At 40.3% G+C, this 15,282-nt stretch carries 15 protein-coding genes; 12 read left to right on the forward strand and 3 right to left on the reverse strand.

Annotation, left to right across the window (positions count from 1 at the left end; all coding sequences use genetic code 11):
* Positions 1-90: 90 nt before the first annotated feature.
* Complete coding sequence (locus tag Q0779_RS05335; protein WP_298770280.1) at positions 91-1,434, reverse strand: aspartate aminotransferase family protein; 1,344 nt, start codon at positions 1,432-1,434, stop codon at positions 91-93.
* A gap of 582 nt (positions 1,435-2,016) precedes the next feature.
* Here Q0779_RS05335 and Q0779_RS05340 point away from each other — a divergent pair.
* The 11 genes from Q0779_RS05340 to kdsA all read left to right on the forward strand — a co-directional run bounded on the left by Q0779_RS05340 (position 2,017) and on the right by kdsA (position 12,588).
* On the forward strand, positions 2,017-2,916 hold the full coding sequence (locus tag Q0779_RS05340; protein ID WP_298770281.1) for a nitrilase-related carbon-nitrogen hydrolase: 900 nt from the start codon (positions 2,017-2,019) through the stop codon (positions 2,914-2,916).
* A 46-nt stretch (positions 2,917-2,962) separates the two neighbouring features.
* Positions 2,963-4,432 (forward strand): NCS1 family nucleobase:cation symporter-1, encoded by a 1,470-nt coding sequence (locus Q0779_RS05345; RefSeq protein WP_298770283.1) that lies wholly within the window; start codon positions 2,963-2,965, stop codon positions 4,430-4,432.
* A 74-nt stretch (positions 4,433-4,506) separates the two neighbouring features.
* Positions 4,507-5,784, forward strand: coding sequence for a cytosine permease (gene codB, locus Q0779_RS05350; RefSeq protein ID WP_298770285.1), 1,278 nt, complete (start codon positions 4,507-4,509; stop codon positions 5,782-5,784).
* Positions 5,781-6,227, forward strand: a complete 447-nt coding sequence (locus tag Q0779_RS05355) for a nucleoside deaminase (protein WP_298770287.1) — start codon at positions 5,781-5,783, stop codon at positions 6,225-6,227. Before codB ends, Q0779_RS05355 begins: the two co-directional genes overlap by 4 nt.
* A gap of 209 nt (positions 6,228-6,436) precedes the next feature.
* Complete coding sequence (gene hydA / locus Q0779_RS05360) at positions 6,437-7,879, forward strand: dihydropyrimidinase (RefSeq protein ID WP_298770290.1); 1,443 nt, start codon at positions 6,437-6,439, stop codon at positions 7,877-7,879.
* Positions 7,880-7,953: 74 nt separating this feature from the next.
* Entirely contained in the window at positions 7,954-8,511 is a 558-nt protein-coding gene (locus Q0779_RS05365) for a hypothetical protein (RefSeq protein WP_298770292.1), read from the forward strand.
* 98 nt (positions 8,512-8,609) lie between these two features.
* Entirely contained in the window at positions 8,610-8,930 is a 321-nt protein-coding gene (locus Q0779_RS05370; RefSeq protein ID WP_298770293.1) for a hypothetical protein, read from the forward strand.
* A 113-nt stretch (positions 8,931-9,043) separates the two neighbouring features.
* Positions 9,044-9,439 (forward strand): SirB2 family protein, encoded by a 396-nt coding sequence (locus tag Q0779_RS05375; protein ID WP_298770297.1) that lies wholly within the window; start codon positions 9,044-9,046, stop codon positions 9,437-9,439.
* Positions 9,439-10,227, forward strand: a complete 789-nt coding sequence (locus tag Q0779_RS05380) for a tetratricopeptide repeat protein (protein ID WP_298770299.1) — start codon at positions 9,439-9,441, stop codon at positions 10,225-10,227. The genes Q0779_RS05375 and Q0779_RS05380 overlap by 1 nt, the downstream gene beginning before the upstream one ends.
* Positions 10,228-10,396: 169 nt before the next feature.
* A complete protein-coding gene (locus Q0779_RS05385) occupies positions 10,397-11,653 on the forward strand; it encodes a DUF819 family protein (RefSeq protein WP_298770301.1) in 1,257 nt (418 codons plus the stop codon).
* Positions 11,654-11,739: 86 nt separating this feature from the next.
* Entirely contained in the window at positions 11,740-12,588 is an 849-nt protein-coding gene (kdsA, locus tag Q0779_RS05390) for a 3-deoxy-8-phosphooctulonate synthase (RefSeq protein ID WP_298770586.1), read from the forward strand.
* Between the two features lie 105 nt (positions 12,589-12,693).
* Here the strand turns inward: kdsA and Q0779_RS05395 are convergent, their stop codons facing one another.
* Both Q0779_RS05395 and Q0779_RS05400 read right to left on the reverse strand, forming a co-directional pair.
* Positions 12,694-12,795: a MetS family NSS transporter small subunit gene (locus Q0779_RS05395; protein ID WP_298770302.1), complete on the reverse strand. Its 102-nt coding sequence runs from the start codon at positions 12,793-12,795 to the stop codon at positions 12,694-12,696.
* Positions 12,792-14,297: a sodium-dependent transporter gene (locus Q0779_RS05400; protein ID WP_298770306.1), complete on the reverse strand. Its 1,506-nt coding sequence runs from the start codon at positions 14,295-14,297 to the stop codon at positions 12,792-12,794. The genes Q0779_RS05395 and Q0779_RS05400 overlap by 4 nt, the downstream gene beginning before the upstream one ends.
* Before the next feature lie 373 nt (positions 14,298-14,670).
* Between Q0779_RS05400 and Q0779_RS05405 the strand changes: the two genes are divergently transcribed.
* Positions 14,671-15,273: a DUF6515 family protein gene (locus Q0779_RS05405; RefSeq protein WP_298770308.1), complete on the forward strand. Its 603-nt coding sequence runs from the start codon at positions 14,671-14,673 to the stop codon at positions 15,271-15,273.
* Positions 15,274-15,282: the final 9 nt, after the last annotated feature.

Here is a 15,282-nt window from a genome sequence, read left to right on the forward strand (position 1 = left end):
CTATTTCCTGTGTTAATCAGCATTCATTCTTCATTCACGATGGCATCAGATAAGATAGTGAGTAATGTGCTTCATTTGCTATTTCATGCGTTAATCTGCACTCACAATGGCACGAGATAATATATTGATAAGGTGTGATATTTCATCTTTTTCGATAATCAGTGGTGGTGATAATGCGATGGTATCGCCTGTCACTCTCACAAGGGCACCTCGATAGAAACAATCTTCGAAAATAGCAAAGGCACGTTTACCTATCCCTGCTTGGCTAGGAGCAAACTGAATTGCGCCGACTAAGCCAAAGTTACGAATATCGATCACATTTTTTAATTCCTTTAAGCTGTGAATAGCCTCTTCAAAGTCCTTCTCTAATTGACGACTGCGTTGGAAAAGTTGATCGTTTTGGTAAATGTTTAATGTGGCTAATGCGGCTGCTGCGGCAACGGGGTGGCCTGAATAGGTATAGCCATGGAAAAGCTCAATCGTGTTTTCAGGAGCATTCATACAAGTATCATATATACGATCGTCAATGAGAACGGCTCCCATAGGGACGGTGCCGTTAGTCAGACCTTTTGCCGTCGTGATCATATCAGGAGTGATCCCCCAGCGTTCACTTGCAAAGGTGTCTCCGACACGGCCAAAAGCAGTAATCACTTCGTCAAAAATAAGTAAAATACCGTGTTTTTGAGTGATTTCTCGAATACGCTTCAGGTAGCCTTTAGGGGGCAGTATGACACCCGCTGATCCGGCTAAAGGTTCAATGATAACGGCCGCAATGTTTTCAGCACCTTGTAAGAAAATGATTTTTTCTAATGCATCGGCTTTTTCAAGGCCATATTCAGGTAACCCTTTACAAAAAGCATTATTTTCAATATCTAAAGTGTGGGGGAGATGATCTACACCTTGTAACAGTTGTGCACTAAAGTTTTTACGGTTAGCTGGGATCCCCCCGACTGAAATACCACCAAATCCAACACCGTGATAGCCCAGTTCTCGCCCGATGAATCGATTTCTGCTGGCTTCGCCGTTTGCTCGGTGAAAATTAAGGGCTATTTTTAAAGCACTGTCAACAGATTCAGAACCTGAATTGGTAAAAAAGACTTTATTGAGTCCGTTAGGACTAATTTGTGCTAGACGCTCGGCTAATTGAAAAATAAGAGGGTGTCCCATTTGAAAAGAAGGGGCAAAGTCCATTTCTTTTATTTGATGACTGACAGCTTTGTTAATTTCTTCTCGTGAGTGACCAGCATTACAACACCATAGGCCAGCGGTGCCATCTAAAACGGGCCGTCCTGTGTTATCCTCATAATAAATCCCTTTCGCTTTTGTTAAGAGTCTAGGTTTTGCTTTGAATTGCCTGTTAGCGGTAAAAGGCATCCAGTAGTGTTCTAATGAATATGAATCATTTGAGCTGGATTGTGGATCCTGTATTGTCATATACCCTATCCTCAATGTGTTGTTGTATTCTTTGAATAAACTTATCGTTGTTACTAATGTGTATGGTTTTTTAAAGTGTTTTAGCGCAATTCCTTTCACTTATATACCCGTGATACTTGAAGATGCAGGATTCAGCTGGAATGAAAAGCCTTTTAGACAAGGCTTTGAACAGCGTGCCTAGTGATTCTAAGCTGGTGTTCAGTAACGCAGAATAAAAGGCTTTAAAACCAGCCCTTTGGGAGTCTGTAAAATCACCTACTTCTGCGTTGTATCACCTTAAAAGGCAATAAGCATTCCTGCAATAATACGCCTTGAATTAGGCACTTTTACAGGCTCTGAAAACATGCATCTTCAAGTATCACGGGTATAGTCATTCAATTGTAGAATATATCAAGCTGTTCAAATAATGCACAGTAAATGATAACAAAATATACATGGGTGTTTTTTTAGGCTAATGTATATTTGTGTTAATTTCTTGTGTTGATTTATTGTGGTTTTTTTGGGCTGCTACTGGCTTCTTTCTATTTAGACCAAAGGGCTGGTTGTTGTGCCGTCCTATTATTGAAGAATAGGGATAAAAGAATGACTAAAGTGAAATGTGGCTTAATTCAAATGAGTTTAAAAGCGGATACATCCCAGAGTGTTGAAGTGATCAGGCAAGCGATGCTTGATGCACATCTTCCTTTGGTGGAGTCTGCTGCGAAAAAAGGCGTTCAAGTACTTTGTTTTCAAGAAGTTTTTACACAATCTTATTTTTGTCCTAGTCAAGATAATAAATGGTATCAAGCAGCCGAGAAAATACCTGAAGGACCAACGGTTAAATTAATGCAAGATTTAGCCAAGAAGCATGCCATGGTATTAGTGGTGCCCATTTATGAAGAAGATATTACAGGGGTTTATTATAATACGGCTGCGGTGATTGATGCTGATGGCCGTTATTTAGGCAAGTACCGTAAGAATCACATTCCGGATGTCGCGCCTGGTTTTTGGGAAAAGCATTATTTTAAACCCGGTAACCTTGGTTACCCTGTCTTTGATACCGCTTATTGTAAGCTGGGTGTGTATATCTGTTATGACCGACATTTCCCTGAAGGCTGGCGAGCATTGGCACTTAATGGGGCTGAATATATTGTTAATCCATCGGCGACAGTGGCGGGATTGAGTGAATATCTTTGGGAACTCGAACAGCCGGCATCCGCTGCGGCTAATGGTGTTTTTATTGGGGCGATTAATCGAGTCGGTAAAGAAGCCCCATGGGATGACAAAATGGGAGAATTTTATGGTTCGAGTTACATTGTGAACCCAAATGGCAAAATTGAAGCACAAGCAAGTAGAGATAGAGATGAATTACTCGTTCATGAAATTGATTTAAATATGGTTAAGCAAGTCAGAAATGGCTGGCAGTTTTTACGGGATAGACGCCCTGAAAGTTATGGTGTGCTTACGGAGGGTTATGCTTGGGAGCCAAAAGCACGCTTGTGATGATGTGAATAGAGACGAAATTGATTAAAAGGAATAGGGACGGTTTATGGTGAATAAGGTATCACAACCGATTAAAAAAGGGCTGTTATATGAGTTAGATATTGAGGATGATGTATTACATAGCGCTCATTTTAATCATGATATCGCGCCAACAAAAGCGAAAGAAAGAACGTGGACAAAATGGCATGTTGCTGCGTTATGGGTGGGGATGGCGGTGTGTGTTCCCACTTATACACTGGGCGGTGTATTAACCAGTTTTTTTGGGCTGAATGTCAAAGAAGCCTTATTGACGATTTTATTTGCCAACATTGTCATCCTTATTCCGCTGACTCTTAATGCTTGTGCGGGGACAAAATATGGTATTCCTTTTCCCGTTTTACTTCGCTCATCCTTTGGCATTATTGGTTCAAACCTTCCTTGTTTGATTCGGGGGGTGGTGGCTTGTGGATGGTTTGGAATACAAACCTTATTTGGCGGGATTGCCATTCATATTTTGTTATCTCATTTGTTGCCAGGATGGGAGTCTTTGGGTGGAAAAGGTGAGGTGATAGGCTTTTTTCTTTTTCTTTTTTTAAATATTTATATTGTGATTAAAGGCTCTGAGTCGATTAAAGTTTTAGAGTCCTTGTCAGCCCCAATTTTATTAGCAGTAGGGGGTGGTTTGATGATGTGGGCATACCCGCAAGTGTCAATGACAGAGCTATTATCTGTGCCTGCAAAGCGTCCAGAGAATGCCTCTGTTTGGCCCTACTTTTTTGGTGGTTTGACGGCTATGGTAGGTTTTTGGGCGACGCTATCATTAAATATTCCTGATTTTAGTCGTTATGCTAGATCGCAAAAAGATCAAATTTTAGGGCAAATAATCGGTTTGCCTGTGACGATGTTTTTTTATGCTTCTCTAGGGGTGATTCTCACTGCAGCATCACAAGGGTTAGTGGGAGAAACCATTTCAGATCCTGTTAATCTTATCGGCAAGATTGATAATCCCATTGGGGTTGTTATTGCTATGTTATTTATTGTTATTGCGACCTTATCTACCAATACGGCGGCAAATGTGGTGTCACCGACCAATGATTTTCAAAATATTGCCCCTAAAAAGATCAATCATACCAAAGGGGTATTATTAACAGGCTTATTCGGTTTTCTGCTTATGTCCTATGATTTAGTCCAACGTATGGGCTGGGTGAATACGGATTTTAAATTAGAAGACATGTACTCTAATTGGCTTTTGGGGTATTCGAGTTTGTTGGGACCCATAGCTGGAATAATGATTGTTGATTACTTTATTATTCGACAGCAGTATTTGAATCTGCCAGAGCTTTATAAAACACTTGGCATCTATAAAGGAGTCCGTTTTCAAGGAATAGTGGCTTTTATTTTTCCCGTATGTTTAACCTTAATTGCTGTGAATAGCGATGCATTTTCATGGTTTTATCATTATGGATGGTTTACTGGATCGATTCTAGGGGGGGTCACTTATTATGTACTTTGTAAAATAACAAGCAATAAGCAGTAGAAATATTATTGGATGAATATGACAAACATAACATGAGTGTCATACTGAAATATTGCATTGAGGTTGCCTATAGGATGAAAAGCCAAGATTATCCATTATCTGAAGTGCCCTTATCGAGTCGAAAAACGTTATTTTCACTCAGTTGGGTGCTGATGGGCTTTACCTTGTTCACTGCAACCATGTTTGCGGGTGGGAAAATCGGTCTTGCTTTTCCATTTTGGCCCGATCTTATTATGATCGTTTTCATCGGGAATGTATTGTTAGGAGGTTATGCGGCACTCTTAGGCCACATTGCTTTTCATTCAGGATTAAATACTCACTTACTTGCGCGTTTTAGTTTTGGTCGAGTAGGAGTCGGGCTTGTGGATTTAGTGCTAGGTTTGACGCAAATCGGTTGGTATGCTTGGGGCACAGCAATGCTGGCTGTTTATAGCCTTCAAATGATGGGGATCTCCACCTATTCAGCGTACTATACCCTGTATTTAAATAGCATTATTATCTTTGTTGGTATGGCTTTTTGTATTACGGCTTTGATTGGTTATCGAGGGTTGGAAAGCTTGTCATTAATGGCCGTGCCATTAATGCTCTTTTTGATTATTATCAGTTTATATCATAGTTATGAAGCAAGTGAGGCGGTGTCGTTTTCACCTTCTAAAGCACTGTTACCTTCGTTATCTTATAGTTTGGCTATTACATTAATTTTTGGCACATTTTCAAGTGGGGCAACCCAGTCGACTAATTGGACTCGATTCGCACCCTCATCTAAAGGGGCTATTTATGCCAGTTTACTGGCATTTTTGATTTGTAACGGGCTCATGGCATTCGTTGGCGCAGTTGGGGCATTTGTCTATGCTGAACCTGATGTTGTTAAAGTTTTATTATTACAAGATTTATTTTGGTTTGGATGCTTAATGTTATTATTGAGTCTTTGGACAACACAAGATAATACGATTTATAACTTTTCTTTAGCGGCATGTCATTTATTCAGGACTAATAACAGGCGGTTAGTGACATTGATTGGGGCCGTTGTTGGTATTATCTTAGCTCTTTTTCGTATTGATCAGCATTTAGTTGATTTTTTGGTGTTGCTAGGGATATTGATCCCACCGATTGGCGGTGTGGTGATCGGGGATTATTTTTTTGTCAGAAGGCGGTCTTATCCTCCAATGAGCGAGATGACGTTCCCTAATATTAATATTGCGGGATTGAGCGCATATTTTATTGCTTGTGTTATTGCTTACACCAGTCCCGGTATTGCGCCAATTAATGGCATAGTCGCTGCTGTTATTGTCTATAGCTTGTTGGGGCGTTTATTTCATTTTTCTAATTGCGATGTTGAGAGAAAATTATGAATCGAGATCACTATTTTATGCAAGAAGCGTTATTACAAGCAAAAAAGAGTTTAGCTGAGGGAGGGATCCCTATCGGCTCCGTTTTAGTGATTGATGATAAAATTGTGGCAAAAGGGCACAATCAAAGAGTGCAGAAAAACAGTGCAATTTTACATGCTGAAATGGACTGTTTAGAAAATGCTGGGCGATTAACGGCCGCCCAATATCAACAGTCAACCTTATATTCAACCTTATCCCCCTGTGCCATGTGCAGTGGCACCTCTTTACTCTATTCTATTCCGAGAATTGTCATTGGTGAGAATATCACCTTTCAAGGCCCTGAAGCCTATTTAATTTCAAAAGGGATCCAATTAGAAATCCTTAACGATAGTGAATGTATTGATTTAATGACACAATTTATTGAACAAAAACCGACGTTATGGAATGAAGACATTGGTATTTAATAGCATGATTTTATTGGGCAAGAATGATTGAACAAGAATGATTGAACAAAAACCGACGTTATGGAATGAAGACTTTGGTATTTAATGGCATTATTAGCTAAATAACACTTAGGTTGAATAGTTCGACTTTTTAATGATTTCTTCGGGGTATATGGAGTTGTTTGTATTTCCATTTTTATACAATGTAAAAATAAAAATAGGAGAGCAACATGTCGATTTTAATCAGAGGTGGCACCGTTGTTAATGCTGACACCAGTGTTTTAGCTGATGTTTATTGTGAAGGGGGGGTGATCCAGGCGATAGGTAATCACTTATCGGTACCCAATCATACAGAAACGATTGATGCCAGTGGGCAATATGTGATGCCGGGTGGCATTGATCCCCATACGCATATGCAATTACCTTTTATGGGAACCGTGGCCAGTGAAGATTTTTATACTGGGACTGCAGCGGGATTAGCGGGCGGCACAACGAGCATTATTGATTTTGTGATCCCAGGACCAAAGCAGCCATTAATGGAAGCCTATAACGAATGGAGAGGCTGGGCTGAAAAGGCGGCGAGCGATTATTCTTTTCATGTGGCAGTGACGTGGTGGGATAAATCTGTCCATGAAGATATGGGAATATTGGTTAATGAACATGGTGTGAATAGTTTTAAGCACTTTATGGCTTATAAAAATGCCATTATGGCCGATGATGAAATATTGGTGAATAGTTTTCGTCGTTGTGTCGAGTTGGGCGCTATGCCGACTGTGCATGCCGAAAATGGGGAGCTTGTTTTTCAATTACAAAAAGAAATGTTAGCGAAAGGGATCACAGGTCCTGAAGGCCATCCATTATCTCGCCCACCAGCCGTTGAAGGTGAAGCGGCACATCGAGCGATAAAAATAGCAGAGGTGATGAATGTGCCCCTTTATGTGGTGCATGTATCATGCAAAGATTCACTTGATGCCATAGTGCATGCGCGTAATGCGGGTCAACGGGTATTCGGTGAGTGTTTAGCTGGGCATTTAGTAGTTGATGAGAGTGTATACAGACACTCAGATTTTACCTATGCAGCTGCTCATGTGATGAGCCCACCTTTTAGAAGTAAACCGCATCAAGAAGCGTTATGGCAAGGTTTGCAATCGGGCAATTTACAAACAACGGCCACAGATCATTGCTGTTTTTGTGCTGATCAAAAAGCTATGGGTAAAGATGATTTTAGTCAAATCCCCAATGGTACAGCAGGCGTGGAAGATAGAATGACAGTGCTTTGGGACGCAGGGGTGAATAGCGGGCGACTTACCATGAATGAATTTGTGGCAGCGACGTCGACTAATGCGGCCAAGATATTTAATATTTACCCAAAAAAGGGAACAATAAGTGTGGGCTCTGATGCCGATATTGTGATTTGGGATCCTACTGGCACACGAACGATTTCGGCTAAGACTCACCATCAAAATATCGATTTTAATATTTTTGAAGGTCGCAAGGTTAAGGGAATTGCTTCTCATACCATTAGTAATGGCCAGCTTGTTTGGATTGACGGTGATTTGCGAGCGGTTAAGGGAGCAGGCCGTTATATTAAAAGGCCTGCGTTTCACCCCATGTTTAATGCTATGGACACCTTTAAACAGCAGCACGCTCAAGGAAAGGTGAAACGAAAATAGCGAGAAATATTGTAAGGTAAGCTGATATACTCCTTGAATATAATGGAAAAATATTCAAGGAGTGAACATCTATTATGTATTCAGTATTACCCAATAAAGCGCTCAATCCTCACGGAACACTTTCTGATATTTTTATCGGTATGAGCTTTGAATCTTTTCATCAGATCTGTGAATGGGTGTGGCATCTACCTTATGGTAGACCTAATGACAGTCAACATTATATGAGTGTGGTGAACGAGAAAAAAGGCACATGTAGCACGAAACATGCATTACTGAAAGCATTAGCCGATGAATTGCGCATTGATGTGGCGTTGACGGTCGGTATTTATGCGATGACAGAGGCCAATACGCCGGGTGTTGGGCATGTGCTCAAGCAATACAGGCAAGATTTTATTCCTGAAGCCCATTGTTATTTAACTTACCAAAATCACCGAGTAGATTTAACCCGCTTGATGAAAGCGGAGAGTGAACCCATTACCGCGTTTTTCATTGAAAAAAATATACTTCCTGATGAAATACAAACAGCTAAACCTCCCTTTCATTATCAATTTATCCAAAATAGGTTTGGGTGTGATAAGGCGCCATTAATTTGGGCTATTCGAGAACAATGTATCCAAGCGTTAAGCGTGTAATAAACTGTAATAAGGAGAGTGCATTTACTGGCTATAATCATAATTGAACCTGATGACTAGCAGTGAGTCACAATGGATGAGAGGAGCTAAGGAAAGCAATGAAACTAAGATTAACCAATCGCGCGAGTTTATTTGCAAATTATAATGATTGTGCCACTGAAAATACGAATGTATTATTTTATATTCATTCGACTGAACATTGGGCATTGTCTGCTGCCGATGTCAAAACCGCTTTTATGAAGAGGCAAATCACCGTTGCGTTAAAGCCCAATGAAAAAGGTGAAGGGGCTTTTTCATTGGGGGAAGCCATTAATTGCCGCTATTGCCGTGAATTACATCCCAATCCATGTCTATTCTATATTCAACTTTTAGAAATCATGTTATTTGCGTTAAAAGGAACAAACGTGATCCAAGAGTAAGAAAAAAGTGATTGAAAAGTGAGCAAGGTTTGTGTTTTTATTTTGGGATTGGTGATGCGAGAAGGGATCGGGTACACTAATGCCTTTCTTAGCCACTAGATAGATACTTTAACATGGAATTTTTAACGGGTTTATATCCTGGCATTAAGCACTTACATCTTACACTGGTTGCGACAAGTGTATTGTTTTTTATTTTTCGATTTGTGCTGCATTTACGTGATTCAGCGTTGTTGGATAAGAAGTGGCTAAAGATATCACCTCATGTCATCGATACATTCTTACTTCTCTCTGGATTGGTTTTATGTTTCATTATTCAACAATTCCCCTTTGTTGATCCTTGGTTGACAGAAAAAATAGGTGCAGTTGTTGCTTATATCGTGCTGGCGACCATAGCGTTAAAAGCCAATAGGGGTAAGCTTTTTAAGATTTTTGCTGCATTTGGTGCTCTAGGATGGGTTGTGTACGCGGCAAAAATAGCAGTTTTTAAACAGGCAATATTAATAAGTTAATGACAAAATTCATTCTGAGTGATGCGATAAAGTTACCTGAGATCGCATTTGAAATAACAGAGCATCTTGGCTTTTCAAAAGTGCAAAGCACACAATGGGCTTGGTATGCCTTAGCGGGGTCAGTATTAAGCCATTATGTGGTTGATAGGCATGATCGTCTAAGGGCCTTATTGCATTGGTTTTATCAAGAGAAAGGCTTTTGCGCTAGAGATGACTATTTTAGTGTTGAAGCGGCTGATTTAGGCCGCTGCTTAGTCACTCGTCAAGGTAATAGTACCACATTGGCGACTCTTTTGATGTTACTGGCCAAGCAGCTTGATTTACAAGTGGAATTAATTTTATTGCCCGGGTTTACGGCATTGTGTTGTCGTATTGATAGTGATGTTTATTATATCGATCCTTTGACCGGAAAACGTATGAGTAAGCACGAGTTGCATGTGGTTGTGCGAGGAGAGCTAGGTAATGCGGCAAAATTAAAACCGAGTTATTTAAAGCCTGCGACGCCCAAACGCATTGTGTCTCGAATGATCCACGAGCTTAAGGCGGGTTGTATTATTGCTCGTCAATTTGAGCCTGCTATGGAATGCAGTAATTTATTACTGCAATGGCATAGTGATGATCTTAACCTTAATCGGGAGCGTGCATTTATCGCACAGCAGCTCGGTTGTTTAAGTTTAGCGACGGCGGATTTGGAGCACTTTATTGATAATAGCCCCAACGATCCTTTGATTGAGCTGGTTAAAATACAGCTAAAAGAGCTGCGCAGTGAAGTGGAGGTTTTTCATTAACGTTGGAAGTAACAGCGTTTAGACAATATAAGTAACAGCGCCCTTATTGAAGGGCGCTGTTATATCCTAAACCTCCAAACAAGCACCGTTGAGTGGTGTCAGTATATTCAAACCTCTAAATGGAAAAAATAATAATAAAGCAGCGATGACTGCAAGGGAGAAGTAATTTATGAGTGAAACAGCTTTAGTGACTAACGATGCGATTGCGTTAGGTCTGTTAACCACTATTTTAGGCGGTATTTTTTACACCAGTACCAGTTCTCATCCATTTTGGCAAAAGTTTTATCGCTTCATTCCTGCGTTACTCTTGTGTTATTTTTTACCTTCACTATTAAACACTTTTGGTATTGTTGATGGTGATACGTCCAAACTTTATTTTGTAGCATCACGCTATTTGTTACCTGCGTGTCTCGTGTTGTTGATTTTAAGTGTCGACTTAAAAGCCATTTTGTCTTTGGGTCCTAAGGCGCTTATTATGTTTCTCACTGGAACGGTGGGTATCGTTATTGGTGGGCCTATTGCGTTATTGATTATTTCTGCGATTAATCCGGAGGTGATTGGTGGACATGGCCCTGATGCGGTATGGCGCGGCATGACAACACTCGCTGGTAGCTGGATTGGTGGCGGCGCGAATCAGGCCGCGATGAAAGAAATCTATGGTGCAGGGGGGAATATCTTTTCGGTAATGGTGACCGTTGATGTCATTGTTGCCAATATTTGGATGGCTGTTCTTCTGTTTATGGCCTCGAAAGCGAAAGAGATTGATGCTAAGACAGGGGCTGATACCTCTGCGATTGATGTCTTAAAATCCAAGGTTGAGCAATATCATGCTGAGCATGCTCGTATTCCTAGTTTACGGGATTTGATGCTGATTGTCGCGATTGGCTTTGGTGTGACAGGTCTTGCTCATTTTGCTGCAGACTTTTTGGGACCTTATTTTGAGGCAAACTATCCCTGGACACAAGCCTATAGCTTAACGTCGAAGTTTTTTTGGTTAATTGTGTTAGTGACGAGTGTGGGACTTGCACTTTCATTTAGCCCAGTTAGACACATTGAAGCTGCTGGCGCATCGAAAGTGGCATCGGCATTTTTATACATTTTAGTGGCGACCATAGGTTTGCATATGGATGTATCTAAGTTAGCCGATGAAGCGAATCTTTGGTATTTTGCTATCGGGATTATTTGGATGCTCGTCCATGCAACCTTTATGTTGTTGGTGGCAAAATTGATTAAAGCGCCACTATTTTATATGGCGGTGGGCAGTCAAGCGAATGTTGGGGGCGCGGCATCTGCGCCAGTCGTCGCAGCAGCTTTTCATCCTGCTCTTGCGCCTGTAGGTGTGTTATTGGCTGTACTGGGTTATGCTTTAGGCACGTATATGGCTTGGCTTTGTGGTCAAATTTTACAGCTGATAGCGGTGGCATAAGATAGAGCATTGACAAGCATTATTCTATGGCATGCTTAAGTAATCAACTTTCTGAATAATGAATGGTTTTTTGAAGAGATATAATGATGAGTAATAAAGTAATTAAGTTAGGTGAGATTGATATTGCTAATGACAAGCCCTTTGTTTTATTTGGTGGTATGAATGTGCTTGAATCTCGTGATTTAGCCATGAGTATTGCTGAAACCTATGCGACCGTGACACAAAAGTTGGGGATCCCCTATGTGTTTAAAGCCTCTTTTGATAAGGCAAATCGCTCGTCAGTCAATTCTTATCGCGGCCCAGGTATGGAAGCGGGATTGAAAATTTTTGAAGAAATTAAATCCACATTTAATTTGCCCATCATCACGGATGTTCACGAAGTTCATCAATGTACTCCCGTTGCCGAGGTTGTCGATATCATTCAGTTGCCCGCCTTTTTGGCTCGCCAAACCGATTTGGTAGTAGCGATGGCAAAAACAGGGTCGATTATTAATGTTAAAAAGCCACAGTTTCTAGCACCCCATGAAATGCGTCACATTATCACTAAGTTTAATGAGGCGGGGAATGATGAGATTATGTTATGTGAGCGTGGAAGCAGTTTTGGATATAATAATCTAGTGGTCGATATGCTAGGAATGGATGAGATGAAGCAATCGGGGTATCCGGTGATTTTTGATGCGACTCATGCTTTGCAGCGTCCAGGTGGGCGAACGGATTCTGCTGGTGGTCGCCGGGCTCAAGCGACGGAATTGGCTCGCAGTGGTATGGCGTTAGGATTGGCGGGATTATTTATTGAGGCTCATCCAGATCCTGATCAAGCGAAATGTGACGGTCCATGCGCTTTGCCTTTGCATCAGTTAGAGAACTATTTAGCGCAAATGAAAGCCGTTGATGATTTAATCAAATCTTTTGAGCCTATTGATACCAGTAAATAAATATCATTGTTAACCTGCTCAACCTTTGTCAATAAGCAGAGTAGATAAAGGAAGCCGATAAGACCGCTAATAGGGTTATTAGCGGTTTTTTATTACTGATAGTTTTTACTTTTCCCGTTTACGGATGGCGATGCTGATGCAAATAGCGGCACCTCCCCAAGTGAGGGTTAAGCCAATGCACATCATAATGATTGCTGAAGTTGTCATGGTTTGTTCTCATCGATTGTGGAAGTAGATTGTTTAGAGCAGAAATCAATCACTATTGAAATCAATATCATTATGGATATTAATCCCCATCCAAGTATGATTTGTTCTATTAAAGCGTACTCTTCGTACCCTTTGGTTAACGTATTAAATACGTTTCTGATAAAAATGATCAGCAATAATGCGGGACTGATATAACGTAAACACAATTCTAACCATTTTCCTATCGTAAAGTCTGACAGTTGATTGACATAATGACGTATTGTCGATGCTTTGATAAACCAAGCGATGAGTATGACTTCAATCAAGCAGCTAAAGAGTAGGGCGATGTTATTAATAAAATAATCAACTAAGTCTAATAGTAATATTCCACCGTTTGTGGCAAAGAGTAGAGAGATAACAACCCCTAGCCCACATACGAGAGTGGCGACTTTTTTTCTGGGGTAAGCTGTCTTGTCTATGATTGCGGAAATGACGGCTTCCATTATGGAGATATGAGAGCTCAGCCCTGCCACAATTAAAGTGAAAAAAAATAAGGGGCCAAGAATATAAGGGATAGGTAAGTGAGTAATGGCTTCAGGTATTGTCACAAACGCCAGCCCTACGCCTGATGAGATAACATTAGTGATAGGTTGGGCTTGTTGGGTAGCCATATGTCCTAAGACACTGAAAATAAGGATCCCTGCAAGAATAGAGAAGCCACAATTGATCAGTACAGTGATAATGGCGTTATTGTTAATATCAGATTTTTTAGGTAAATAGCTGGAATAGGCAAACATGATGGCAAATCCGACACTTAAGGTGAAAAAGATTTGACCGTATGCTGCTGACCACACTTTAGCATTAAAGAGCTGGCTAAAATCCGGTTCGAAAAGGTAATTCAATCCATCTTGTGCGCCCGGTAAAAAAGCCGTTTGTGAAATAAGAAAGAGTACCATAATTAACAAAAGTGGCATCAAGAGTTTATTGGCCTTTTCTATTCCGCCTTTGATCCCAGTATACACTGCGAAAAAAGTAATACTCCATGCAATTAACATAGGAATAGCAATGTGCAGTAATAGCTCTCCTAGTTGCGATGGTGAATGTTCACCCACTTGTAAATATTGCGTGAAAAAGAACTGATTAGTGTCATTTCCCCAATTTTGAGTAAAGGAAAGACCTAAGTAAGAAATGGACCAACCGATAATGGCGACGTAATAAATCCCGATAACAGCGGCGATCATAACCTGAAACCAACCTAACCACTGTACACGGGTGTTCAAGTTTATACCGAGATATTCAAATACACCAGGCGCGGCCTGACGTAATTTGTGGCCTAAGCTAAACTCCATAATCATGAAAGGGATCCCAGCGGATAGCATAGCGAATAAATAAGGGATAAAAAAAGCACCGCCACCATTTTCATAAGTGATGTAAGGAAAACGCCATATGTTTCCTAAACCAATTGCCGAGCCTACTGCTGCTAATATGAAGCCCGTTCTAGAATTCCATTGCTCCCTTCCCATAACAGTCCTTTAATGAGTCTTATTGTTTGTATTAATGAAAGTTTAGTTACATTTCTTTCTTTTTGTTGAATGAATTTATATTAAATTTGATGTTCATTTTGAGTCAGATATAAGATAACTGCGATAACTGCGATAACTGCGATAACTGCGATAACTGCGATAACTGCGATAACTGCGATAACTGCGATAACTGGAGTATAGAATTGGTTTATGTTTTATGAGTAACAACAGTGGATTTTAATCATTATGATAAGAAAATGTTTTTTTGATTGTTTACGTTCTTTTTATTTAAATTGATGAAGTAAGACATTCATTTACTTTATATCGGTATACACTTGTTCATTCTTTTAGGGGGAGCCCTTTTGAGGTCATTATGAAACTTTTAAGTCGATACAGCCTATTATTGTTGATCCCATCAATATTATTCAGTCCATTTAGCTTGAGTGAACCCCATGGTCATGGCGATAAGCATGGGAATAAAAGGAAAGATAAAGTCGTTGTGATCGTTAAAGAGCCTAAACATAAAGTGGGTTATCAGAGGAAGCATATGCCTAAAGGGACGACGAAAATTGTCGTTAAGAAGAATAATTATTATTTCTTTGATGGTTTTTACTATCGTTCGGTAAGAGGGCAATATCAAGTTGTAAAGAGTCCTCATGGAGCGCGTATTAAGACATTACCAGTGGGTTACAGAAGGATAGTGATTGGCACAATACCTTATTTTGTGTTTGAAGGGACTTATTATCAGTATAGAGAAAACACGAGGGATTACATCGTGGTCGGTGAGCCTCATTCAAGTAATGAAGTGATTAAAGTATCGGGCAATTACATTGCGGGCGAAGTGTATTCTCAATTGCCTGAACATACGGAATCAGTTAAAAAGAATGGAATGCAATACTTTAGATATGGTTCACTTTATTTCTTACCTCAAGTTACGAATGGCCATATTGTCTATCTTGCAGTCAAATTGAACTGATTGTCATAT

This window comes from uncultured Shewanella sp. (assembly GCF_947491715.1).
Lineage (GTDB): Bacteria > Pseudomonadota > Gammaproteobacteria > Enterobacterales > Shewanellaceae > Shewanella.

Bases quoted from the DNA above. Each gene is read 5' to 3' on its own strand.
- Q0779_RS05395 (WP_298770302.1), bottom strand. From the start codon at position 12,795: ATGACAACTTCAGCAATCATTATGATGTGCATTGGCTTAACCCTCACT.
- Q0779_RS05345 (WP_298770283.1), top strand. From the start codon at position 2,963: ATGGTGAATAAGGTATCACAACCGATTAAAAAAGGGCTGTTATATGAG.
- Q0779_RS05370 (WP_298770293.1), top strand. From the start codon at position 8,610: ATGAAACTAAGATTAACCAATCGCGCGAGTTTATTTGCAAATTATAAT.
- Q0779_RS05375 (WP_298770297.1), top strand. From the start codon at position 9,044: ATGGAATTTTTAACGGGTTTATATCCTGGCATTAAGCACTTACATCTT.
- Q0779_RS05385 (WP_298770301.1), top strand. From the start codon at position 10,397: ATGAGTGAAACAGCTTTAGTGACTAACGATGCGATTGCGTTAGGTCTG.
- Q0779_RS05400 (WP_298770306.1), bottom strand. From the start codon at position 14,297: ATGGGAAGGGAGCAATGGAATTCTAGAACGGGCTTCATATTAGCAGCA.
- kdsA (WP_298770586.1), top strand. From the start codon at position 11,740: ATGAGTAATAAAGTAATTAAGTTAGGTGAGATTGATATTGCTAATGAC.
- Q0779_RS05335 (WP_298770280.1), bottom strand. From the start codon at position 1,434: ATGACAATACAGGATCCACAATCCAGCTCAAATGATTCATATTCATTA.
- Q0779_RS05405 (WP_298770308.1), top strand. From the start codon at position 14,671: ATGAAACTTTTAAGTCGATACAGCCTATTATTGTTGATCCCATCAATA.
- Q0779_RS05365 (WP_298770292.1), top strand. From the start codon at position 7,954: ATGTATTCAGTATTACCCAATAAAGCGCTCAATCCTCACGGAACACTT.
- hydA (WP_298770290.1), top strand. From the start codon at position 6,437: ATGTCGATTTTAATCAGAGGTGGCACCGTTGTTAATGCTGACACCAGT.
- codB (WP_298770285.1), top strand. From the start codon at position 4,507: ATGAAAAGCCAAGATTATCCATTATCTGAAGTGCCCTTATCGAGTCGA.
- Q0779_RS05355 (WP_298770287.1), top strand. From the start codon at position 5,781: ATGAATCGAGATCACTATTTTATGCAAGAAGCGTTATTACAAGCAAAA.
- Q0779_RS05340 (WP_298770281.1), top strand. From the start codon at position 2,017: ATGACTAAAGTGAAATGTGGCTTAATTCAAATGAGTTTAAAAGCGGAT.
- Q0779_RS05380 (WP_298770299.1), top strand. From the start codon at position 9,439: ATGACAAAATTCATTCTGAGTGATGCGATAAAGTTACCTGAGATCGCA.